17 protein-coding genes are annotated in these 21480 nt (G+C 66.4%); 10 read left to right on the top strand and 7 right to left on the bottom strand.

Annotation, left to right across the window (positions count from 1 at the left end):
• Positions 1-25: 25 nt before the first annotated feature.
• The 4 genes from U0177_RS28445 to U0177_RS28430 all read left to right on the top strand — a co-directional run bounded on the left by U0177_RS28445 (position 26) and on the right by U0177_RS28430 (position 6840).
• Positions 26-1549: an O-antigen ligase family protein gene (locus tag U0177_RS28445; protein ID WP_409574074.1), complete on the top strand. Its 1524-nt coding sequence runs from the start codon at positions 26-28 to the stop codon at positions 1547-1549.
• 81 nt (positions 1550-1630) lie between these two features.
• Positions 1631-3235: a flippase gene (locus U0177_RS28440; protein ID WP_409574073.1), complete on the top strand. Its 1605-nt coding sequence runs from the start codon at positions 1631-1633 to the stop codon at positions 3233-3235.
• Positions 3236-3423: 188 nt separating this feature from the next.
• On the top strand, positions 3424-5292 hold the full coding sequence (locus U0177_RS28435; protein WP_409574072.1) for a phosphotransferase: 1869 nt from the start codon (positions 3424-3426) through the stop codon (positions 5290-5292).
• Between the two features lie 3 nt (positions 5293-5295).
• On the top strand, positions 5296-6840 hold the full coding sequence (locus U0177_RS28430) for an alginate lyase family protein (protein WP_409574071.1): 1545 nt from the start codon (positions 5296-5298) through the stop codon (positions 6838-6840).
• A 149-nt stretch (positions 6841-6989) separates the two neighbouring features.
• Here the strand turns inward: U0177_RS28430 and U0177_RS28425 are convergent, their stop codons facing one another.
• The 3 genes from U0177_RS28425 to U0177_RS28415 all read right to left on the bottom strand — a co-directional run bounded on the left by U0177_RS28425 (position 6990) and on the right by U0177_RS28415 (position 9389).
• The gene (locus U0177_RS28425; protein ID WP_409574070.1) at positions 6990-8087 is read right to left on the bottom strand and encodes a CAP domain-containing protein; all 1098 of its coding nucleotides are present in this window, start codon (positions 8085-8087) and stop codon (positions 6990-6992) included.
• Positions 8088-8266: 179 nt separating this feature from the next.
• The gene (locus U0177_RS28420) at positions 8267-8533 is read right to left on the bottom strand and encodes a hypothetical protein (protein ID WP_409574069.1); all 267 of its coding nucleotides are present in this window, start codon (positions 8531-8533) and stop codon (positions 8267-8269) included.
• Positions 8534-8573: 40 nt separating this feature from the next.
• Positions 8574-9389, bottom strand: a complete 816-nt coding sequence (locus U0177_RS28415; RefSeq protein ID WP_409574068.1) for an alginate lyase family protein — start codon at positions 9387-9389, stop codon at positions 8574-8576.
• A gap of 520 nt (positions 9390-9909) precedes the next feature.
• Here U0177_RS28415 and U0177_RS28410 point away from each other — a divergent pair.
• Positions 9910-10686: a YceI family protein gene (locus U0177_RS28410; protein ID WP_409574067.1), complete on the top strand. Its 777-nt coding sequence runs from the start codon at positions 9910-9912 to the stop codon at positions 10684-10686.
• Positions 10687-10920: 234 nt separating this feature from the next.
• Here U0177_RS28410 and pruA read toward each other — a convergent pair whose 3' ends face one another.
• From pruA to U0177_RS28390, 4 genes are all read right to left on the bottom strand, one after another.
• Entirely contained in the window at positions 10921-12471 is a 1551-nt protein-coding gene (gene pruA, locus U0177_RS28405) for an L-glutamate gamma-semialdehyde dehydrogenase (protein ID WP_409574066.1), read from the bottom strand.
• Positions 12472-12574: 103 nt separating this feature from the next.
• Positions 12575-12985 carry an EVE domain-containing protein gene (locus U0177_RS28400; RefSeq protein ID WP_409574082.1) on the bottom strand — a complete coding sequence of 137 codons (411 nt, stop codon included), beginning with the start codon at positions 12983-12985 and terminating at the stop codon, positions 12575-12577.
• Positions 12986-13386: 401 nt separating this feature from the next.
• Positions 13387-13854: a nitroreductase family deazaflavin-dependent oxidoreductase gene (locus tag U0177_RS28395; RefSeq protein WP_409574065.1), complete on the bottom strand. Its 468-nt coding sequence runs from the start codon at positions 13852-13854 to the stop codon at positions 13387-13389.
• 39 nt (positions 13855-13893) lie between these two features.
• Entirely contained in the window at positions 13894-14889 is a 996-nt protein-coding gene (locus U0177_RS28390) for an FHA domain-containing protein (RefSeq protein WP_409574064.1), read from the bottom strand.
• A 253-nt stretch (positions 14890-15142) separates the two neighbouring features.
• Here U0177_RS28390 and galT point away from each other — a divergent pair, with 253 nt between their 5' ends.
• The 5 genes from galT to U0177_RS28365 all read left to right on the top strand — a co-directional run bounded on the left by galT (position 15143) and on the right by U0177_RS28365 (position 21380).
• A complete protein-coding gene (gene galT, locus U0177_RS28385; RefSeq protein WP_409574063.1) occupies positions 15143-16207 on the top strand; it encodes a galactose-1-phosphate uridylyltransferase in 1065 nt (354 codons plus the stop codon).
• Between the two features lie 62 nt (positions 16208-16269).
• Entirely contained in the window at positions 16270-17742 is a 1473-nt protein-coding gene (locus U0177_RS28380) for a galactokinase family protein (RefSeq protein ID WP_409574062.1), read from the top strand.
• A gap of 64 nt (positions 17743-17806) precedes the next feature.
• Positions 17807-18958 (top strand): xylose isomerase, encoded by a 1152-nt coding sequence (xylA, locus tag U0177_RS28375; protein ID WP_409574061.1) that lies wholly within the window; start codon positions 17807-17809, stop codon positions 18956-18958.
• Positions 18959-19181: 223 nt separating this feature from the next.
• A complete protein-coding gene (locus U0177_RS28370; protein WP_409574060.1) occupies positions 19182-20051 on the top strand; it encodes an ABC transporter permease in 870 nt (289 codons plus the stop codon).
• A 294-nt stretch (positions 20052-20345) separates the two neighbouring features.
• Positions 20346-21380 carry a hypothetical protein gene (locus U0177_RS28365; protein ID WP_409574059.1) on the top strand — a complete coding sequence of 345 codons (1035 nt, stop codon included), beginning with the start codon at positions 20346-20348 and terminating at the stop codon, positions 21378-21380.
• Positions 21381-21480 lie beyond the last annotated feature (100 nt).

Here is a 21480-nt window from a genome sequence, read left to right as displayed (position 1 = left end):
ACATACCCTACCGAGGAGGTTTTGCATGTTTCAAGTCGATAGTTTGTATCAGCGCCATCCATCGCTGCGCAGCGGCCTGCTGATCCCGATCATGCTGGTATCGCTGGCCGCGATGCTTGGGCTGATCGTGCTCGGCCAGGCGCTGCTTGGTATCGCGATCGTGCTCACGGTGATGCTGACGCTGGCGATCTTGGCCTGGCCCGAGCTGGGCACGCTGGTGGTGGTGTTCATTCTGTTCACCAATGCCGCGGTGATCGCGGTGAAGTTTCATAATGTGCCGAGCCTGATCGGCGCGGCGCTGCCGGCGCTGCTGGTGTTTCCGCTCGCCAGCTACCTGCTGTTCCGGCGCGAGAAGCTGGTGATCAACCCGGTGCTGCTGCCGATCTTCTTGTTTATGGGCGTGCAGGTAGTAGGCGCGCTGTTCTCCGACTACAAAGGCACCGCGCTCGACAATGTGCAGACGTTCTTGCTCGAGGGCCTGGGGCTGTTCTTCCTGATCACGAATGTCGTGCGTACGCCGGCCACCCTGCGCCGCGTGACGTGGACGCTGCTGCTCGCCGGGGCGTTTATTGGCGGCCTGTCGATGTACCAGCAGGTGACGCGCACATACGATAATAACTACTGGGGCTTTGCCCAGCCCAGCGAGGCGGTGTTCAACGCTGGCGCGAAAGACGCGATCACCGGCGCGGTGTCGCAGTGGCGCCTGGCTGGCCAGATCGGCGAGAAAAACCGCTATGCCCAGGTGATGCTGATGCTCGTGCCGCTGGGTATATTCCGCGTGTTTGGCGAGCGCAAGCTGCTGCTGCGCGTGCTGGCTGGCATGTGTACTGGCCTGATCGCGATGGGCGCCGCGCTGGCGTTCTCGCGCGGCGCGGCCGTGGGCTTCGTGCTGATGCTGGCGATCATGGTGTTCATGCGCTATATCAAGATCTGGCAGGTGCTGGTGATCATTCTCGGCCTGTCGCTCGTGCTCGCGGCGCTGCCGCAGTATAGCCAGCGCCTGACCTCGCTCGAAGGCTTTGGCGCGCTGTTCTCCGACGGCACCGAGGCGGTCGGCTCGACCGACGGCGCGACGCTCAGCCGCCTGACCGAGATGGGCGCGGCGGCGCTGGTGTTCATCGATCACCCGCTAATCGGGGTCGGGCCGGGCACCTTCCCGCTGTACTACCAGCAGTACTCCGAGCTGATCGGCCTGCGCACGCTCAATGAAGATCGCCAGGCCCACGACCTGTACCTGAGCATTGCGGCCGAGACGGGCTTTGCCGGCCTGGCGTGCTTTCTGTTCACCCTGTTCGTGGTGCTGCGCAGCCTGGCGCGCGCGCGCAAGCGCTGGCTCACGGCCGAGCCCGAGATCGCCAACATGGCCACCGCGTACATGCTCTCGATCGTCACGTACCTGACCACCGGCATCTTCTTGCATTTTGCGTTTATTCGCTACTTCTGGCTGATCATTGCGCTTGCCGGTGCGGTGGTGTATATCGCCGATCAGCGTGCCAAGCAGGCCGCCGCCGAAGAGCAGGCGGCTGGCGCGGCGCTGGCGCGCGCGTAGCGCCGGCAGTGGCGCCTGTTCTGTACCGAATCATACCCGAGGGCCGCCTATTCGCGGCCCTCGTATAAGGATAACGCTATTATGGAAACGGCTTCGACGCCGACGGCAGAGCCGGCCCAGCTCGACGCAAAATCACGCGCGAAGCACAGCTCGACCAACCGCCAGATCCGCGGTTCGAGCCTGATGCTAGTGGGTCGCACAATCTCGATGGTGGCGAACTTCGCCATTCAGGTGCTGATTGTACGCTACCTATCGAAGGCAAACTATGGCGCGTTTGCTTACGCAATGTCGTTTGTGACGCTGGGGCAGACGCTCGCAACCTTCGGGCTCGACCGGGCAATCACGCGGTTTGTGCCGATCTACCACGAGCGCAAAGAGTATAACAAGATGTTTGGCACGATCCTGCTGGTGATCGGCACGATCGTGTCGCTTGGCCTGCTGATGATCGGCCTTGCATACGCCTTCCAGGGCTTTATTGGTCAGACGCTGCTGAACGACAGCGAGGGCGACAAGGCGCAGATCATTGCACTGCTGCTGATCTTGATTGGCCTCGCGCCGGTGCAAGCGCTCGATGACCTGATCGCGGCGTTGTTCGCGATCTTCGCCAGCCCGCGGGCGATCTTCTTTCGAAAGTACATTCTCTCGCCAGGGCTGAAGCTCAGCGTCGTGCTACTACTGATGCTGTTCCGCAGCGACGAGTTCTTTCTGGCAAGCGGATACCTGGCCGCCGGCATCCTGGGCACCTCGGTGTATGGCTTTACGCTGTTTCGCACGCTGCAGAAGCAGCAGCTGTTCAAAGAGCTGCATTTCGGCAGTCTGTCGGTGCCTGTGCGCGAGCTGTTTGCGTTCACCATCCCGCTGCTTACCTCCGACCTGGTGTACGTGCTGATGAGCTCGTCGGACGCGGTGCTGCTGGGCCACTTCCGCAGCACCACCGAGGTGGCGGCGTTTCGTGCCATCCTGCCCTCGGCGGTGTTAAACCAATTTGTGCTACAAAGCTTCACCATCCTGTTCACGCCGATCGCGTCGCGCCTGTTCGCGCGCGACGACTACGCAGGCATCAACAACCTGTACTGGCAGACGGCAGTATGGACTTCGGTGCTGTCGTTCCCGATCTTCGCGCTGACTTTCTCGCTGGCGCAGCCGCTGACGGTGCTGCTGTACGGCCAGAAGTACGCTTCGTCGGCGGTGCTGCTGGCGCTGCTCTCGTTTGGCTATTACTTCAACGCCGCGCTGGGTTTCAACGGCCTGACATTGAAAGTGTATGGCAAGCTGCGCTACATTGTGGTGATCAATATCGTGGCGGCGGTGGTGAATGTGGCGATTAACCTGCTGCTGATCCCGCGCTACGGTGCGCTGGGTGCGGCCTGTGGCACGTGCGGCACAATGATCGTTCACAACCTGCTCAAGCAGGCCGGGCTGCGCTTCGGCACTGGTATCAGCCTGTTTGAGTGGAAACATATCAAGGTATACGCTAGCATTATTGTTGCGTCGGTCGGCCTGCTAGCCTTCCAGACGCTGCTGCCGCAAGATTACTCGCTGAAGCATCCGTATGTGTATGTGAGCTTTGGCGTGACGGCGATTGTGGCGTTGACGGTTGTGGCGCTGAACCGCAAATCGCTGGCGATTGAGCAAACGTTCCCCGAGCTACTGAAGATCCCGCTCATGCGGAAACTATTTACATAAGCGGCTATGTTGTGCTTGGCCGAGTAGTCTTTGCCCAAGGTGCTCAGATGGTGGCGTTCAGCGCCACCATCTGAGCACAAAAAACAGCAGCAGGCACGATCAGCGCGGGCGGGAGGGCACGGCACAAGCCGTGTACACGAGGCGGCCGGTGCTGGACGTAAGCCCGAAAAGAAAGTGATTATGCGCATATGCTTGATATTACTCTGGCAACCGAATTTATCCCTGGCACAAATGTCAAAGGTGAGGTAGCCGGCGCGAACTGGCTGTTTATGCTGCCGCGCATGGATTTCGAGCGCGTGGTGTGCTTTGGCGCGCCCGAGCTGTCCGGGCTGCTGGCGCTGGCGCGCCAGATCGGCGAGGTGGCGGTGTGCGCCGACGGCGCCGCGCTTGAGCGGCTGAGCGGGCTGTGCGCGAAGCACAGCCTGGCGAACGTGCGCCTGCTCACCGACACGCTGGGCTTGCCCGCCGAGTACGCGCCGCTTGTGCTGATAGCCGGGGCCGCCGAGCTGGCGCGCTTTGGCGCCGACGCGGCGGCGGTGGCCGAGCTGCAGCGGCTGCTCGCGCCCGATGGGCTGGTGTACCTCGAGCAGCCTGGCTTGCTCGCGGGCAAGCGCGACCAAGTGGCGATTCGCCGGCTGGCGGCGGCCGTGGGCGCGCCGCAGCGTTTCTGGCTTACGCCACTCAGCGGCGAGATGCATACCGCCATCCCCAATGCCGACAGCGCCACCACGAGCTATTTTCTGCGCTACGGCCTCACCAGCCGCTCGGTGAACCTGGGCACGCTCAAGCGCGCGGTGCGCGAGCGCGGCAGCGACCCGCAGGCCGCCGCTACGCCGCAGGCGCCGCGCCCGGCCGCCAAGCCGCGGCGTGGCCTGAAGGCGCAGGTGAAGCGCGCCGCGCGCACCACGCTGGTGTCGGTATATAATCAGGTGCAGCATGCGTTCGACGGCGCCGAGCAGCGGCTGAACCGCAGCGCAGCGCTGGGCGAGCTCACGCGGCGCTATGGCCTGCTGCTGCAGCACGGCGCCGAAGCTCAGCCGCTGGCGCCGCCGCGCTACCTGCGCGAGATCGCCCACGCCGCCGGCGTTTCGCTCGAGCAGTATCGCTGGGGCCTTTCGGCGCGCGGCGAGTATAGCTCGCGCAAGGTGCTGATGTTCCTGTTCAGTGGGCAGAGCGACCAGCCCGAGTATATTGTGAAGATGACGCGCGACCCGGCGCTGAACCCGCGGCTCGAGAACGAGTACCGCGCGCTGCGGCGCCTGGCCGATACCGGGATCGGCGACGACCAGACCCTGCCGCAGGCGGTGTTCTTTGGCCACCATAACCAGCTGGCGATCGTCGGCGAATCGATCGTCACGGGCGTGCCGTTCGAGCAGCAGTCGGCTGGCACGCCCGGCTGCGCGTTTATGCGCAACGCCGCCGACTGGCTGACGGATATGAGCGTGGCGACGACCGATTGGGAGGCGGCCACGCCGGCGCAGGCGGCCGCGGCGCTGGGCGAACTCTTCGAGCGTTTCGCGCGGATCTACCCGCTGCTGCCCGAGCAGCGTAGCTTCATGCTTGGCCAGCTCGAGGCACTGAGCCAGAGCCGCAGCGCGTTTCCGCTGGTGTTTCAGCACGGCGACCCTGGCACATGGAATATCTGGGTGACGCCGGCAGGCCGCACGGCATTTCTCGATTGGGAAGCGGCCGAGGCGCGCGGCATGCCGCTGTGGGATCTGTTCTATTTCATCCGCACATACGGCGCCTGGTCGGCGCGCGCCAGCATCTCGGGCGACATAACCAAAGGGTTTGCCGACCAGTTTCTGACCGACTCGCCCTTTCAAACGCTGATGGTCGAGGCGACCGCGCGCTACTGCGAGCGCGTAGGCCTGCCCGGCGATCTGATCGAGCCGCTGTTCTACACGTGCTGGATGCACCGCGGCCTAAAGGAAGCCACGCGCCTGACGCCGGCTACGCTCGCGCGCGGCCACTATTTCAACGTGCTGCGCGCCGCGATCGATCAGCGCGCGGCGCTGCAGCCGCTATTCGCGCTTGGCGCGCAGGTGCGGAGCTAAGCTATGCGACCTGCACGGCGTACATCTGGCCAGCTCGTGCTGGCCTGGTTGGCATGCGTGGTGATTGGCGCGCTGCTGGCAAGCTGCGCCGCGCCGACGCCCGCGCCCGATGCCACCGCGACGCCCGAGCCAACGGCCGCGATCGTCGCCAAGCCAACGGCCGAGCCGGCTAGCCCTACGCCGGCGCCGAGCCTGCCAAAGCCCACCGCGCGCCCACGGCCAAACGCCGACCCGTCGGCCTACCTCAAGCTGCCGACGCTGGCGCGCGGCTACCTGACGACGCCAAACGAGCTGCGGCGGATCGCGGCGCTTGCGGCAGCCAAGGCCGAGCCATACCGCGCGGCGGTGAAATCGGAGCTGGCCTTTGCCGCCGACGCGCTCGCGCGCCCGCCAATCGACCCGCCGAAGCTGATCAATATCAACGACGATATTAATAACCCGCCCTACTTCTCGACCGGCGCCAAGTATGTGTACGCGTGGGCGCTGGCCTACAACCTGCTGCGCGACAGCGACCCCGAGACTGCCGAGGAGTATGCCCAGCGCGCCCGCGACTGGATCATGGCGCTGCCGGCCGAGGGCACGCAGGTGAAGGACTACGACCACAACACCCGCCTGAATTTGTCGGTGTATACGCAGAACTTCGTGTACGCCGCCGACCTGCTGGCCGACTGGACGCCAAGCGGTCAGGCGGAGCCGTTTGGCAGCAGCGCCGACGCCCAGCAGTTCAAGCAGTGGCTGGGCGAAGTGATTGTGCGCTACCCGTACAACGCGGCCTTCACGCGGGTGAATAACTGGGGAGCCTGGGGCCGGCTCACCACTGCCGTGATTGCCGACTATATCGGCGACGCCGCGCCGCTGTATGTGCAGGGCATTGTGAAAAACCAGGATGGCGCGTACGAGGTGAGCCCCGAGTACGCCTGCGACTCCGGCACGCTCGAAAACTGCGTGAAGGTAGACGCACACACCATGTACAGCGATGCACTGCAGCTGCACGTTGCGGCAGTAGACGGCAAGATGCGCGAGTTCAGCTTCGCCAGCTGCGACGGCAGCGGCTCACAGTCGATGATACGCCCCGACGGCGGCATCCCCGACGAGCTGCGCCGCCAGTACGACTGCGACACAACCGCGATCGCCGACCATTACGGCGCGGCGGCGCGCTACTCGCAGTTCGCGCTCGAGGCCATGGTGTCGCTGGCCGAGCTGGCCTGGCGGCGCGGCGACACCAGCATCTACACGCATGTCGACGCGGCCACCGGCCGGGGGGCGCTGTATCGCGGGGTGCAGTTCCTGATCGACAACAATGTCACGCTCACGCGCGGGTCGATGCTCGAGATGGTCAATCGCTTCTACACCTACCAAGTCGCCGCTGAGCCGAATCAGCCGGCAGCGGCCGAGTACCAGCGGCTGCTGGCGCACGATCTGCCTGGTATTCTGAAGCGTCAGGGCGAGTGGCCCGAGGGCGCCGGCTTTGTAAGCTTCGGCACGCTGACGCACAGCTTTGCGCCAGGCGAGCAGATCATGCCGCCGCCGGCGGTGCGCCCGCGCTAGTTTCGGCCGTTTGATCGCTTTCTTTAGCGCTGCCCTGCCCGGCGAAGCCGGGCAGGGCAGCGCCAGATTTCGGGGGCGGCGAAGCCGCCCCCGAGCCACAACATACAGCACGTGATCAGCCGGTTTAGTTCTGCTCTACCACAGGTGGCCTACGGCTCGGGGTTGAACACGACGACGTCGTAGGCGAAATCCTGGCTCTGGCCATTGACGAAGACATTGTGGATGCCGACGGTGTAGCGGGTGTCGGCGGCGGGCCCGGGCCAGCTGGCGTCGTCGCTCAGGCCAAGCGGGATCCACACCAGCGTGTTCTCGCCATAGCCCGTGGCGGGTGCCGCCTGGGCGAGCGCGAGCGATGCCCCGTTCGACTGCATCGTCACCGTGGCGGCTGAGAAATCGGCCCCGTCGTAGGCGAACGACCAGCGCGGGAACACCACCTGGTAGGGCACATACCCCGGCGGCGGCCAGGCCACGAATGCCTCGCGCGTGAGCGGCCGCGGGTCGGACAGGTGCGCATCGAAGACGAACAGCGCATTGGCGGCCGGGTATGCCTGGGTTGGCGGGATGTCGCCGCTGCCCATTTCCTGCGTCTGCGGGTAGAGCACCCAGCGGCGGTGGCCCACAAAGCTGTTGGAGGCGCCCGGATCCTTGATATAGCCGCTGACCGCGTCGGGGCCGTAGACGCCCAGGTAGAGATCCGAGCTGCCCGCGCCATCGGCGCCGTCGGCCGAGTAGCACAGCCAGCTCGAGGGCGGCGAGTGGCTCAGCTGGTGGTTCACGCTCATCATGAGTGCTGCGGCCTGGGCTTTGCGGTTTGAGTCTGCGTTCAAGCTAACATCTGCCGGGACGCCGGCCATCGCCCGAAAGTAGTTGATCCGCCGCAGCACCGCCTGCTGGAAGCTCTGGCTGGTGTCGCCGGGGGTGCAGCTCGCTTGGCTGCCAGTCCAGCTCGCGTCGGCGCCATTCGAAGCCAGGTAGTGCTGCAGGTAAAAATCGCGCGACTGCTGGCGGCTTTGCGGATCGACGGAGAGGCCGCGCTCCTGGCGTGCCCAGGGGATAAAGGTGGAGTAGCCCGAGGAGAGTGGAATGTTCGGCTGCGCCGGCTGGCGGCGCGAGCGGGCGAGCCGCGCGACTGGTGCCCCAAGGGCTGGTGCATCGGCGCGGGCGGGCGCGGCGCTGAGCAGTAGGGCCGACAGCGCGAGCAGCGCGAGCGCACTGCGGTATGCCGGTTTGGCCAACAGTAGCTGCATTGTTTTGCTCCTTATACGTGCTGGTAGTGGCATTATACCTTGATCACTTTTGTTTTGTGATGCCCCGCCCGGCGAAGCCGGGCTTCGTGAAAGCAAATTATCAGCCGGAACATGCAAACCGGGGCCGCGCCATTGGCGCGGCCCCGGAAGTGTGAAGGCCTGCTAGGATGTGGTGCTCGTTAGAATGGCAGGCCGTTGGTGAGGGTGGTCCAGCGCACCGCCGAGTGGCCATCGACGCCATACGGCCGGCGCTGCTTGATGATCGGCTGGTAGGCTGGGTTCTGCCAGCGCTGGTACGCCACTTCCCACAGCGGGTGGATAGCGCGGCCAGCACCGCCGGCCCACGGCCAGCTCTTCGGGGCCACCACATACTTGGCGGCGTAGTCGATCGCCAGCTTGAAGCGGCCGTAGCTCCACAGGTCGATGCCGCGCCGCTGCGCAATCACCGCCGCCGCCACCTTCGAATGAGCGCTTCCTGCGTGTAGTTCAGGCCGCTCGGAGTCGACGCGTCTCCTCGGGGATGTGGCCGTCGGCGGCGATCAGGTCGACCAGCGACTTCCACTTGGCAATCGCGGCGCTGAAGCCGGCCGCGTCGCCGAGGTAGTCGGTCACCGCGATGCGCATAAACGTGCCGGCGTCGCCCCAGTTGTTCGTGCGCGTCGAGGCGGTGGGCAGAATGACGCTGCGCAGCCAGCCGCGGAAGGCGGTATCGTCGGCGGTGCTGAACGCGCCCGAGGGCTTGATCAGGCTGGCGGCGAACACGAAGCCCGGCGCCACGCGGCTGATGATCAGCGCGGTCTGGCACGAGCCGCTGTCGGGGCAGGCGTTGGTCGTGCTCTTGGTGGTCGTGACCCAGGCCATGATGAAGGCGCGGGCCTTCTGGGCGTAGCGGGCGTCGCCGGTGGCGCTGTAGGCGAGCGCCAGGCCATAGGCGGTGGCGGTGTCGTCGACGAACGGGCCAGTGGTGCCGCTGATGTTGAGCGGGTTCTGCGGGGCGGGGTTGGCGCCGAGCTTGCCATTGGCGAAGGCGACGACGTTGGAGTAGGCCGACTTGTAGGGCTCGACGCCCTGGTTGGCGAGCTGGATGCGCTGGGCAAGCTCGGCGCTGCTGCCGAGGTAGCCGCCGGTGGCGGGCTGCACCAGCACCAGCGGGCCGCCGGCCGCTGCTGGGGCCGCGTGGCTGGCGGCCGGCTGCGCGAGCGCGCCGGCAAGCGTCGTGATGATCAGGCCGATGGTCGCCAGCAGGCGCGCGATCCGCCGCTGCAGGCTGCTAGGGTTATATGTGATGAAGCTGGGATGCATAGTGGTGTTCTCCTTATACTGCGATGCACGAGTGCGAATATTCCGATGCGTGTGATCTGGTTGAACCAGTTGTGCGTCCTGTTGCGCTATTCGGTTGTTCAGGTGCGTTAACCAGTTCTTAACCTGCCGCTACGATATCACAGCGGCAGCACCAAAAGCTACAAAAAATGCTCTGGCGCTGCTCATCGTTACTAGGGTTCGGCGTATGTGGGTTAAAAACAGGTTAATTGGCGATTGGGGAGGCGCGCGCGGGCGCTGCGGGAGGAGAGCCGGGCGGCGGCGCGCGTGCCAGGCTGGTTGCCGTGCGTGCCAATCAGGCCTGCCGCATGCGCCGATCTCTCACACGGCTCTCATCCTGCTATCCTGAGATTCTCAGTTTTCTCGCGTATATTCTCGGCAATTACACGGCGTACGTGGCAATTGCGAGCGAGGCGCGCCCCGCTCGCAATCGATATTTACGGGCGCGTTTACGCCAGCCCGGCCGCGCCGTAGCAGCGTAACTGCTTTATGGAGGTTGTCAGTGAATCGAAAAGGGATGCTGATCGCTGGTGCGATCGTGGTGGTGCTACTGGTGGGGGTGGTGGCGTACAACCTGCTGCTGCGCGAGCCAGCTGCGGCCGATGGCCCGATTCAGGCGATTCCGCTGGGCACGCAGGCGCCGGTGGCTCAGCCTACGGCCGCGCCGGCTGCTGCCGCGCCTACAGCTGCGCCGGCTGAAGCTGCCGCGCCTACGGCCGCGGCGAGCCCGGCCGCCGGCGGCGAGCTGCGCTTCCAAATCGTGCCCGACCAGTCGGAGGTGCGCTTCAAGCTCAGCGAAGTGCTGCGCGGCCAGCCGACCAACGTGGTCGGCAAGTCGAACCAGGTGGCCGGCCAGCTCGCGGTGCTGCCCGACGACCTGAGCAAGGTGCAGGTAGGCACGATCCAGATCAACGCGCGCACGCTCGAAACCGACAGCACTCAGCGCAACCGCGCGATCCGCAACTTCATCCTCAACACCGATAGCTACGAGTTCATCACGTTCAAGCCCACCGCGATCAGCGGGCTGAGCGGCAAGGCCGCGCTGGGCCAGGAATACTCCTTCGATATCGCCGGCGACCTGACCATCCGCGATGTTACCAAGCCGGTGGTGTTCAAGGCCACCGTCAAGCCCGAGGCCGCCGACAAGCTCAGCGGCAGCGCGTCGACGGTGATCAAGCGCGCCGATTACAACCTGTCGATCCCGAACGTGCCGTTTGTGGCGAATGTCGGCGACGACGTGACGCTCGAGATCGATTTCGTGGCAGCGCCGGTGTCGTAGCTGCGCGCTGGCCCTTGGGGTACCAACAGCACGAGGCGGCCCCTAGGGGGCCGCCTCGTGCTCGTGTTGGGGTGCAGCGCGCTGCGCTTAGGCTTGTACCAAATTCGCTTGATGCGTACACGTTGCTGGGGGTTTGGGGGCGGCGAAGCCGCCCCCATATTGCTTATTGTGTTACACGACGTGGCTTCGCCACGTCGTGTAACACAATCTCTACGTGATCAAGCGAACAGCGTATTACAGCTTCTCGGCGATGCTCTTGCCCTGCAGGTACAGCAGCAGGTAGTCGGGGCCGCCCGTCTTCGAGTCGGTGCCCGACATATTGAAGCCGCCAAACGGGTGCGCGCCGACCATCGCGCCAGTGATCTTGCGGTTGAGGTACAGGTTGCCGACGTGGAAGTCGTCGCGGGCGCGCGCCAGGCGCTCGCGGTTCTGCGAGTAGAGGCCGCCGGTGAGCCCGAACTCGGTGTTGTTGGCGATCTCGAGCGCCTCGTCGAAATCTTTGGCCTTGATAAACGCCAGCACCGGGCCGAAGATCTCTTCCTGCGAAAGCTTGCCGTCGGGCGGAATGTCGGCGAAGATCGTCGGCTGCACAAAGTAGCCGCCCTCGGTCTCGACCTCGCCGCCGAGCGCCAGCCGGCCCTCGCGATGCCCGGCCTCGATATAGCCGCGGATCTTATCGCGCGACTTGTCGTCGATCACCGCGCCCATGAACGTGCCGCGCTCGGTCGGGTCGCCCACCGTCAGGCTGCCGGCGCGCTCGACCACGCGGTCGAGCAGTTCGTCGTAGACGCGCTCGACGGCAACTACGCGCGAGCACGCCGAGCACTTCTGGCCCTGGAAGCCGAACGCCGACGACACAATCCCCTCGGCTGCCGCCGCCAGGTCGGCCGTCTCGTCGACGACGATCGTATCTTTGCCGCCCATCTCGAGCACGGTGCGCTTGAGCCACTTCTGGCCCGGCTGGAGCTTGGCGGCGCGCTCGAAGATGCGCAGGCCGATCTCCTTCGAGCCGGTGAAGGCGATAAAGCGCGTCAGCGGGTGGTCGACAAGCGCGTCGCCGACGCTGCCGCCGGGGCCGGGCACGAAGTTCACCACGCCGGGCGGCACGCCGACCGACTCGAGCACCTCGACGAACTTAGCCGCGATGATTGGCGACGTCGAGGCCGGCTTGAGCACGATCGTATTGCCGGCGACCATCGGCGCCACCACCAGCCCGACCATGATCGCGCAGGGGAAGTTCCAGGGCGGGATGGCCACGCCGGCGCCGAGCGGCACATACTGCAGCTGGTCGTCTTCGCCGGGCATCGGGTATACCTTCTGCGGGCCGGCCAGGCGCAGCATCTCGCGGGCGTAGAACTCGCAGAAGTCGATCGCCTCGGCGATGTCGCCGTCGGCCTCGGCCCAGCTCTTGCTGACTTCGTACACCATCACGGCGGCCATCTCGAACTTGCGGCGCCGCAGCTCGGCCGCGGCCTTGAACACGTAGTCGGCGCGCTGGGCGGCCGGCACCTTGCGCCAGCTCGCGAAGGTGGCGTTGGCCACCTCGATCGCGCGATTGGCCTGCTCGACGCTGGCGCTGGCGACGCGGCCGACCACCTCGCTCGGGCGGGCGGGGTTGAGCGAGGCGATCGTCTTTTCGGTGCTAATGCGCTCGCCGCCGATGATCAGCGGGTAGGTTTTGCCAAACTCGGCTCGTACCGCGGCGAGCGCCTGCTCCATCGCGGCACTATTTTCGGGCTTGCTGAAATCGGTGAATGGCTCGTTGCGAAACTCGGGCAGCGCCATTGCTTTCTCCTATTGTCACTATGCTTAGCATGCAGCGTATGGTTCGTAGAGAGCTGCATTATAGCATCTTCCGGCGCGGCGGCAGCGCTCGCGGGCCTTGGGCTTATTCTTCGCCGGCCAGCGCCATCAGGCGCGCCCACTGCTCGGGCGACACCGGCACCACCGAGAGGCGGCCCTGGCGCACCAGCGCAAAGTCGGCAAAGGCCGGGTCGGCCTTCACCTGCGCCAGCGTCACCGGGCGGCCCAGCCGGCGCAGCGGCCGAATGTCCACCACCGCCAGCTTCGGGTCGGCCTGGCGCGGGTCGGCGTAGGGCGCGCTGGTGATCTCGGCCAGCCCGACGGCCTGGCGCTCGTCGCCGGTGTGGTAGATCAGCGCCTGGTCGCCTGGGCGCATGGCGCGGATGTGCAGCAGCGCGGCGTTGTTGCTGACTCCATCCCACACCGTTGCGCCGTCGCGCTCGAGATCGGCGTAGGCGTAGGCCTCGGGCTCGGTTTTGAGCAGCCAGTAGGCAATCTCGCTCATGGGCTGTAGATGCTCCTTATCTTTGCGCTCGGCTATTGACGCGAGTTACGCGGTATCCTCGCGCGTGGGAGGCTTGGAGGGCGCACGCCCTCCAAAATCACTCTTTTGTGTGTTGGGCAAGCACATGCTGCACATTGGTTATGGTGCGGGGCGGGGGACCCCCCCCCCCCCCAAGATTTCGCGGGGGCGGCGAAGCCGCACCCCACCGTGCAGGGTCCCGCACCCCCACCGTGCAGGGTGTATTTGCCCAATACAAAAATCACTCTTTTGGCTAGGCTGTCGCGGCCACGGCCGTGGCCCGCGGCGCTAGCCAAGGAGGAAGCCGCTTTCTCGGCGGGGGGCGGCAAAGCCGCCCCGAACCCCCACCACGTAGCTCGTGCTCTTGGCAGGGCTTACGCGGTACTTTTTCGCGGCAGCACCCGAAACACCGGGAACTGCGCGGCCACCCGCTCGAACTCGGCCAGCGGCGCGTCTTTGTCGACGGGTAGGTGCGGCCGCGCCCCCGGCGCGCGGCGCAGGTACAGCTGCAGGATGGGCGCGCGCAGCTGGGGCGCCACCTCTTCCAGCCGCACCTGCTCGCGGCGGCCATGGCGGATGGTGGCGTTGCCGGCGGCGGCCTGCACATTGCGCACCCAGGTCGCGTCGGGCCCGAGCATCGAGACGAGGTAGCGCTCGCCGGCGAGGCTGACCATCGCGAGCGGCAGGCTGATGATCCGGCCGGAGCGCCGGCCCGGCACCTCGAGCGTCACCAGGTAGTTCGGCGCGATCCCCAGCGAGTGTACGGCCGCCCAGCCACGGTTGATGGCGCGCGCCAGCCAGTTCGGGCGCCCGCCGCGGTACAGCCACGCTTTTATGCCCATCGCGTGCCCCTTTCGTGATCGTGTGCCTGGCGAAGGCGCTCAGGCCTCGGCCTCGGCGCCGGCCGGCTCGCCGAAGCGCTCGAGGCGCAGGCGCGTGATGCCCATGCGCAGCTCCGTGCCGGGCGCGAGCGCGCGCGCGCGGCGAATGCGCTCCTCGTGGCTGCCGGGCAAGGTCAGCCAGGTGCCGTTCTTGCTGGTATCGCGCACTTGCACCTGGTCGTCGTCGCCGCAGGCCAGCACCGCGTGATCGGCCGAGATCAGCTCGTCGCCCGAGAGCGCGATGCGGTACTCGTTGCCCTGTGGCGCGCGCCGCCGGCCCACGATATTCTCGCCCTCCATCAGCGGCAGCACCCGCTCGGGGCGCGCGCCGCCCGGCAGCACGCGCAGCTGAAAGCGCGGCGGCGCAAGCTCGAACAGGAAGCGCGCGCCGTCGTGCCAAAGCCGCCCGCCGAACACGTCGGCCGCGATGGCGTGCATGGCCTCGGGCGCGAGCTGCACGCTCAGGCGGGCCATGTCGGCCAGCGGCAGCAGCTCGTCGAGCCCCAGCACCTTGAGCTGGCGGCGGTGCTCGGCGATCGCCAGCGAGATCTGCGAGTCCGGGTGGGCGATCGGCGCACAGATCAGCGCACCGATCAAGCGCTCGAACGGGAGCGCCTCGGGCGGCGTGCCAAGCAGATCCGGCGCGGCCTGGTGCAGCCGCTCGGCCACGGCGTCGCGCTGCGTGGCCACGTGCTGGATCGGGCTGGCGCCGCCTGCCTCGACGATCGGCTCGCCGGTGTCGCGGTAGGCCCAGCGCGCGCCGGGCAGCGCCGCCACCGGCGCGCGGTAGCTGCGCACCAGGCCAACGATCGCCGCGTGCGGGCGCAGCAGCAGGAGATCGACCGGCGCGCCGCCGGCGGTGAAGTGCAGCAGCGCCACGGCGGTGTCGGCGCGCGCGGCCTGGGCGCGGCCGCGCAGGTCGAGCGCGAGCGCGCGCAGGGCCAGCCGCTCGGCCGAGCTGCCAGGCGTTGGCCCGATGTAGATCTGGAGCGGCACGGTACGCACCCCCTGGCTGAATTCGACGCTCTGAGTATAGCGGGATGCCGATCGGCCGTCAATTGACCCGCGTTGCGCCGTGCCGGCGTGCAGCGCCGTGCGTTCGTGCCTCAGGGCATACCGGCACCTGCGTGCGCGCCCTGAGGCATGCGCCACCAACGCTGCGCGCGTGGCGGCGCTCTTTTTCGCGTGCCTGGCGGAGCGTGGTACAATCTGCCAACGCACCGGCCAAGGCAGCAGCAGAAGGGCACGCATGAGCCACCCCACAGCATCCGGCGGCGATTGGGAGGAGCGCTGGCACCCGCTGCGCGAGGAGTGGGTGATCATCGCCGCGCACCGCCAGGGCCGCCCCTGGCTTGGCGCCAGCGTGCCCGACGCAGGCGCGCGCCCGCCCGCCTACGACGCCACCTGCTACCTGTGCCCCGGCAACGCCCGCGTCGGCGGCGCGCGCAACCCGGCCTACACCGGCGTGTATGTGTTCGACAACGACCACCCGTGCGTCGGCCCGGCCGCGCCCGAAGCGCCGCCCGCGCCGCCCGCGCCCTACCGCGTGCGCCGCGCCGACGGCCTGGCGCGCGTGATCTGCTACAGCCCGCGCCACGACCTGAGCGTGGCCGAGATGGCCGACGACGCGATCGGCGCGATTGTGGCCACCTGGCAGCAGCAGACGCGCGACCTGGGCGCGCGGCCGGAGGTGCGCCAGGTGCTGATCTTCGAGAACAAAGGCGAGGTGGTGGGCGTCTCGAACCCGCACCCGCACGGCCAGATCTACGCCACCAACTTCGCCTGGAAGACGTTCGAGACCGAGCTGGCGGCGATGCGCCGCTACCGCGCCGACACCGGGCGCGCGCTGTTTGCCGATGTTATCGCCGCCGAGCAGCACGACGGCCGGCGCATCCTGTTCGAAGACGAGCACGCGATCGCGTTCGTGCCCTACTTCGCGCGCTATGCCTACGAGGTGTACGTGGCGCCCAAGCGCGCCGTGCCGCACATATACGCCCTGGCCGACGCCGAGGCCGCCAGCCTGGCGCGGGCGCTGCGCGACGTGGCCGTGCGCTTCGATAACCTGTGGCGCCAGAGCTTCCCGTATGTGATGCCGCTGCACCAGGCGCCAACCGACGGCGGCGACTACCGCGATTTCCATTGTTTTATTGGCTTTCTGCCGCCGCTGCGCCGGCCGAATACGCTCAAGTACCTGGCCGGGCCCGAGATCGGCGGCGGCAATTTTCTGAGCGACACCTCGCCCGAGCAGAAGGCCGCCGAGCTGCGCGCCCAGCCGACGCTGCACTACACGGCGGGGCCGCCGGCCGGCGAGTGACGGGCCGCCAGAGCAGTGGGTTCGCAGGTATCGTGTTTCTGCCAGCCGAACAAGGGGGAGCCATGTGGCGCTATGAAAGCGCGCTCGCGACGCCCGATGCCGAGCGGTTTCTGGCTACGCTGAACGCGCACGCCGGCTTTTTCGCGCCGGAGCGGCCGGTTGTGGTCGGCCGCGCGCCGGGCCGGCTCGACCTGATGGGCGGCATCGCCGACTACTCGGGGGCGCTGGTGCTCGAGCTGCCCTTGGCGCTGGCGACATTCGCGGCGGTGCAGGGCGCGCCCGAGCCGGCGATTGTCGTGCGCAGCCTGGGCGCGAGCGACCTGGGCGCGGCGCCGGAGGTGGCGTACCAGCTGGCCGACCTTGGCGCGCCGGGGCGGCCGATCGAGTACGCGGCGGCGCGCGCGCTGTTCGGCGCCGACGCGCGCGCCAGCTGGGCGGCGTATGTGCTGGGCTGCCTGGTGGTGCTGATGCGCGAGCGCGGGCTGGCGCCGGCGGCGGGGCTGCGCATCCTGGTGGGGTCGGAGGTGCCGCCCGGCAAAGGCGTCAGCTCGTCGGCGGCGATCGAGGTGGCGGCCATGGCGGCGCTGGCCGCGCACTACGGCCTGGCGCTCGGCGGGCGCGAGCTGGCGATACTCTGCCAGCGCGCCGAGAACCTGGTGGTGGGCGCGCCCTGCGGCGTGATGGACCAGATGACCGCGGCGTGCGGCCAGGCCGGCAGCCTGATGGCGCTGCTGTGCCAGCCGGCCGAGCTGCAGGCGCCGGTGGCGCTGCCGCGTGGGCTGGAGGTGTGGGGCATCGACTCGGGCATCAGCCACGCCGTCAGCGGCGCCGACTACGGCTCGGTGCGGGTTGGCGCGTTCATGGGCTACCGGATCATCGCCGACCTGGCCGGCCTGCCGGTGCGGCCGGATGGCGCCGGGCGCGTGGCGATCGACGACGCGCGCTGGGGCGGCTACCTGGCGAACATTGCGCCGTCGCTGTGGGAGCAGCACTTCCGCGCGCGCGTGCCCGAGCGCATCGGCGGCGCCGAGTTCCTCGAGCGCTACGGCGGCTTCACCGACGCGGTCACGCGCGTTGAGCCGTCGCGCGGCTACGCGGTGCGGCAGCCCACCGCCCACCCGATCTACGAGCACGCGCGCGTGCGGCTGTTTCGGGCGCTGCTCGAGCGCCTGCCGGAAGATGAAGCGGGCGATAGCGCGCGTGCTCAGGAAGCGGCCGAGCTGCTCGGCGAGCTGATGTACCAGTCGCACGCGAGCTACAGCGCGTGTGGCCTGGGCGCCGACGGCACCGACCGGCTGGTGGAGCTGGCGCGCGCGGCGGGGGTGGCGGCGGGTGTCTACGGCGCCAAGATCACCGGCGGCGGCAGCGGCGGCACGGTGGCGCTGCTGGCGCGCGCCGGCAGCGAGCAAGCCATCCGCGCGATCGCGGCGGCCTACGCGCGCGAGAGCGGGCAGCCGGCCACGCTGATCGGCGGCTCGTCGCCCGGCGCGGCGGCGTTGGGCACGGCGCGGCTTGCTTGGGGCGAAGGCGAATAGGATCGTGAGTCTTTGGCGTGGCCACGTCGGCCGCGCCACCTGAAAATCAGCAAAGGGGCAGATCATGAGCTACACACCCACGCCGGCAGACAAGTTCACCTTTGGCCTGTGGACGGTCGGCAACATGGGGCGCGACCCCTTCGGCGAGCCGGTGCGCCAGTCGCGCTCGGCCGCCGAGATCGTACACGCGCTGGCCGAGGTCGGCGCGTATGGCGTCAATTTCCACGACAACGACCTGGTGCCGATCGACGCTACCGCCGCCGAGCGCGACCAGATCGTCAAAGAGTTCAAGCAGGCGCTCGCCGATACCGGCCTGGTGGTGCCCATGGCCACCACCAACCTGTTCACCGACCCGGCGTTCAAGGACGGTGCCTTCACCGCCAACGACCCGGCGGTGCGCGCCTATGCCCTGCACAAAACCATGCGCGCGATCGACCTGGGCGTCGAGTGCGGTGCCAAGGTCTATGTGTTCTGGGGCGGGCGCGAAGGCGTCGAGACCGACGCGGCCAAAGATCCGCTCGAGGCGATCAAGCGCTTCCGCGAGGCGCTGAACTTCCTGTGCGCCTACGCCAAAGACCAGGGCTACGATCTGAAGTTCGCGCTCGAGCCAAAGCCCAACGAGCCGCGCGGCGATATCTACCTGGCCACCGTGGGCCACGCGCTGGCGCTGATCGCCACGCTCGACGACCCGTCGATGGTAGGCGTGAACCCCGAGGTGGCCCACGAGCAGATGGCCGGCCTGAACTTCCTGCACGGGGTCGCGCAGGCCTGGGACGCCGGCAAGCTGTTCCACATCGACCTGAACGATCAGGCATTCGGGCGCTACGACCAGGATTTCCGCTTTGGCGCGGTGAACCTCAAGAGCGCGTTCTTTCTGGTGAAGTTCCTCGAAGAGGTCGGCTACGCCGGCAGCCGGCACTTCGACGCGCACGCCTACCGCACCGAGGGCTACGAGGGCGTGCAGGATTTCGCGCGCGGCTGCATGCGCACCTACCTGATCTTGAAGGAGAAGGCGCGGCAGTGGGCCGCCGACGGCGAGATCCAGGCGCTGCTGGCCGAGATCAATGGCGGCGATCAGTCGGCGCCGGTGTACAGCCGCGCCGCTGCCGCCGAGCTGAAGGGCCGCGCGTTCGATCGGCGGGCGCTGGGCGCGCGCAACCTTGGCTACGAGCGCCTCGACCAGCTGACCGTCGACTTGCTGCTTGGCGTGCGCTGAGATCTGTGAGTGACACGAGTTATACCAACTCCGTTTGATTACTTGTGCTTGTCAGGCCCGGCTTTGCCGGGCGCCGCACAAGAAAAGAAATGCGGGCGGCTGCTGCCCCCAAACCCCACCAAGTTTCTGGTGTACATAAACGAAGAGGCCTGGTACTCGTGCTATAATGCGCGCCGATTGTGCATTTGGTAACAAACCCGGCAGTTGCTGGCAAGGAATAGCTATGATCGGCCCGAGCATTTCGCAAACCACTATTACCGCCCAATCGCCGGGCGTGCGCCAGTATCTCAACCCGCTGCATATGGTGCGCGCGCTCTGGCGGCACCGCGACCTCATCCGCCAGTTTACCCGCCGCGAGATCGAAGGCCGCTACAAAGGGTCATTTCTTGGCATTCTATGGTCGTTTGTGAACCCGCTGGTGCTTCTCTTGATCTATACATTTGTTTTCGGCATTGTTTTCAAATCGCGCTGGCCGAATGCTAAAACCGACAACCTTGGCGAGTTTGCGATTACGCTGTTCTGCGGCCTGATAACTTTTAATGTATTTAGCGAATGTGTGACGCGCTCGCCCACGATGATTGTCGGCGTGCCGAATTATGTGAAAAAAGTCGTCTTTCCGCTCGAGATTCTGGCCGTCAGCAGCTTGGGGGCAGCGCTGTTTCACGGGCTTATAAGCCTGCTGATACTGCTTGTCGCCAGCGTGATTATCAATGGCATACCGCCCTGGACACTCCTGCTCATACCGGTGGTGGTGCTACCGCTGCTCTTTTTGTGTTTGGGCCTCAGCTGGTTTCTTTCGAGCCTGGGCTTGTTTGTGCGCGATATTAGCTATGTTGTTGCGCTGGTGGTGCAGGTGCTATTTTTTGTGACGCCGATTTTCTACCCGCTTGAGGCAATCCCGGCGCCTTTCCAGACGGTTATTCGGCTCAACCCACTCACTTCAGTAGTCGAAAATATGCGCCGGGTAGTCTTGTGGGGCTGGGTGCCAAGCTGGGCCGGGCTAGGGCTATGGCTCGTGGCTACAGGTTCGGTGATGCTGTTGGGCTACACCTGGTTTATGAAAACGAAAAAAGCGTTTGCCGATGTCATCTAGCTTGTTTTCATAATCAAGGCTTCGCTCCGCTATTGCTCGCGTTCATGCTGTGGCATGCCATGGCAAACGCGGGCATTTATTGTTTCGCGCGGAGGTTGGCCAAAATTGGCCCTAAATTCAACGATTATGTGGTTCAAAAAAGGGTATGTGCGCCGTTCAGTAAGTACAACACGAAAAAACAGCCGAATAATCGCTAGCAGAAGTCCAGCGAGCCCAAGGCTACAAGGGCTGGCTTGCCACTACGCAAGCCGCCGACGAGCATACATAGTAGGGTTAGCGAAAAGGAGTGAGACCATGTCAGTACTCAGCAAACTGCGCCGCGCGGCCGTGCTGGGGGCGATTGCGACCGCCCTGATCGTGCCGGCAGCGATGCTCAGCGCCCAGGCGCCCAAAGCCCACCCGCAGGCGGCGCCGAAACCCTGGCTGGTGGCCCCGTCGGGCGAGCCGGACGCCATCCGCGATGCCAAGGCGCTGCGCGCCAGCCTCAGCGCCCAGCAGCTCAAAGACACGCGCGCGATTCTGCGGCGCTATTCGGCCGACGCTGCCGCGCTGGCGAGCCAGCTGCCCGCGATCTCGCAGGCGGTGAAGCCGGCCCCGGCCCAGCGCTTGGCCGAGCAGGACGCGGCCGCCGGCAACCAGCTCAACGGCGATATCGCGCCCCCGGCCGACGGCTTCGTGCCCGACCCGAGCGTCGCACAGGCCGCGCTCGATCAGCAGCAGGCGAGCTTCCAGGCGGCGCAGCGCGCCAACACCCAGCTCAAGGCGCTGCTCGGCACGATCGAGCAGGATATCACCGCCGTGCTGACGCCCGACCAGCTGAAGCTGCACCAGTCGGCTACCCGCCCGGCGCAGGCAGAGAAGCCCGCGAACGCCAACCCCGAGGCCATCCAGCGCGACGCTACGCTGCAGTACAGCAGCTCGTACTGCTACAACGCCGCGCAGTTTTCGGCCTATGGGCGCTACAACGCATATGCCGGCTACTATTACGCCTACTACGATTATGTCTATGGCACCGGCACGAGCAACGCCTACAACGCCTACTACTACCTGTACTATGGCCAGTCGTACGCAAACTCGGGGCATGTAACGACCAGCGCGGGCTTTTTCAATGTGAACACGCTCAACTACGACCTGGACAGCAACGTGTACTACGGCTACAACTACGAGTACAACGCCTCGGTATACGACTACTATGGCTGGAACTACGCGCTGACCGATTACCAGAACAAGGGCAATAGCTACGCGTACAACGCGTATGTGTACGGCTACTACGGCTACTACAACACCTACTATGGCTATACCTACGGTTCATCCTGCTACTCGTCGTAGCCGCAGGTAGGCCTCGGCGCCCGCACACCTGCACCCCTAAAGGCCAATAGTACGCATCCCAGCAGCAGCCTGCCCGCGCAGGCTGCTGCTGGCATTAAAT

The organism is Kouleothrix sp., assembly GCF_046328425.1.
Lineage (GTDB): Bacteria > Chloroflexota > Chloroflexia > Chloroflexales > Roseiflexaceae > Kouleothrix.
The sequence above is the reverse complement of the archived record's forward strand: the minus strand, read 5'-3'. Positions and strand labels throughout refer to the sequence as shown.

Bases quoted from the DNA above. Each gene is read 5' to 3' on its own strand.
- U0177_RS28445 (WP_409574074.1), top strand. From the start codon at position 26: ATGTTTCAAGTCGATAGTTTGTATCAGCGCCATCCATCGCTGCGCAGC.
- U0177_RS28440 (WP_409574073.1), top strand. From the start codon at position 1,631: ATGGAAACGGCTTCGACGCCGACGGCAGAGCCGGCCCAGCTCGACGCA.
- U0177_RS28435 (WP_409574072.1), top strand. From the start codon at position 3,424: ATGCTTGATATTACTCTGGCAACCGAATTTATCCCTGGCACAAATGTC.
- U0177_RS28430 (WP_409574071.1), top strand. From the start codon at position 5,296: ATGCGACCTGCACGGCGTACATCTGGCCAGCTCGTGCTGGCCTGGTTG.
- U0177_RS28425 (WP_409574070.1), bottom strand. From the start codon at position 8,087: ATGCAGCTACTGTTGGCCAAACCGGCATACCGCAGTGCGCTCGCGCTG.
- U0177_RS28415 (WP_409574068.1), bottom strand. From the start codon at position 9,389: ATGCATCCCAGCTTCATCACATATAACCCTAGCAGCCTGCAGCGGCGG.
- pruA (WP_409574066.1), bottom strand. From the start codon at position 12,471: ATGGCGCTGCCCGAGTTTCGCAACGAGCCATTCACCGATTTCAGCAAG.
- U0177_RS28395 (WP_409574065.1), bottom strand. From the start codon at position 13,854: ATGGGCATAAAAGCGTGGCTGTACCGCGGCGGGCGCCCGAACTGGCTG.
- galT (WP_409574063.1), top strand. From the start codon at position 15,143: ATGAGCCACCCCACAGCATCCGGCGGCGATTGGGAGGAGCGCTGGCAC.
- U0177_RS28380 (WP_409574062.1), top strand. From the start codon at position 16,270: ATGTGGCGCTATGAAAGCGCGCTCGCGACGCCCGATGCCGAGCGGTTT.
- xylA (WP_409574061.1), top strand. From the start codon at position 17,807: ATGAGCTACACACCCACGCCGGCAGACAAGTTCACCTTTGGCCTGTGG.
- U0177_RS28370 (WP_409574060.1), top strand. From the start codon at position 19,182: ATGATCGGCCCGAGCATTTCGCAAACCACTATTACCGCCCAATCGCCG.
- U0177_RS28365 (WP_409574059.1), top strand. From the start codon at position 20,346: ATGTCAGTACTCAGCAAACTGCGCCGCGCGGCCGTGCTGGGGGCGATT.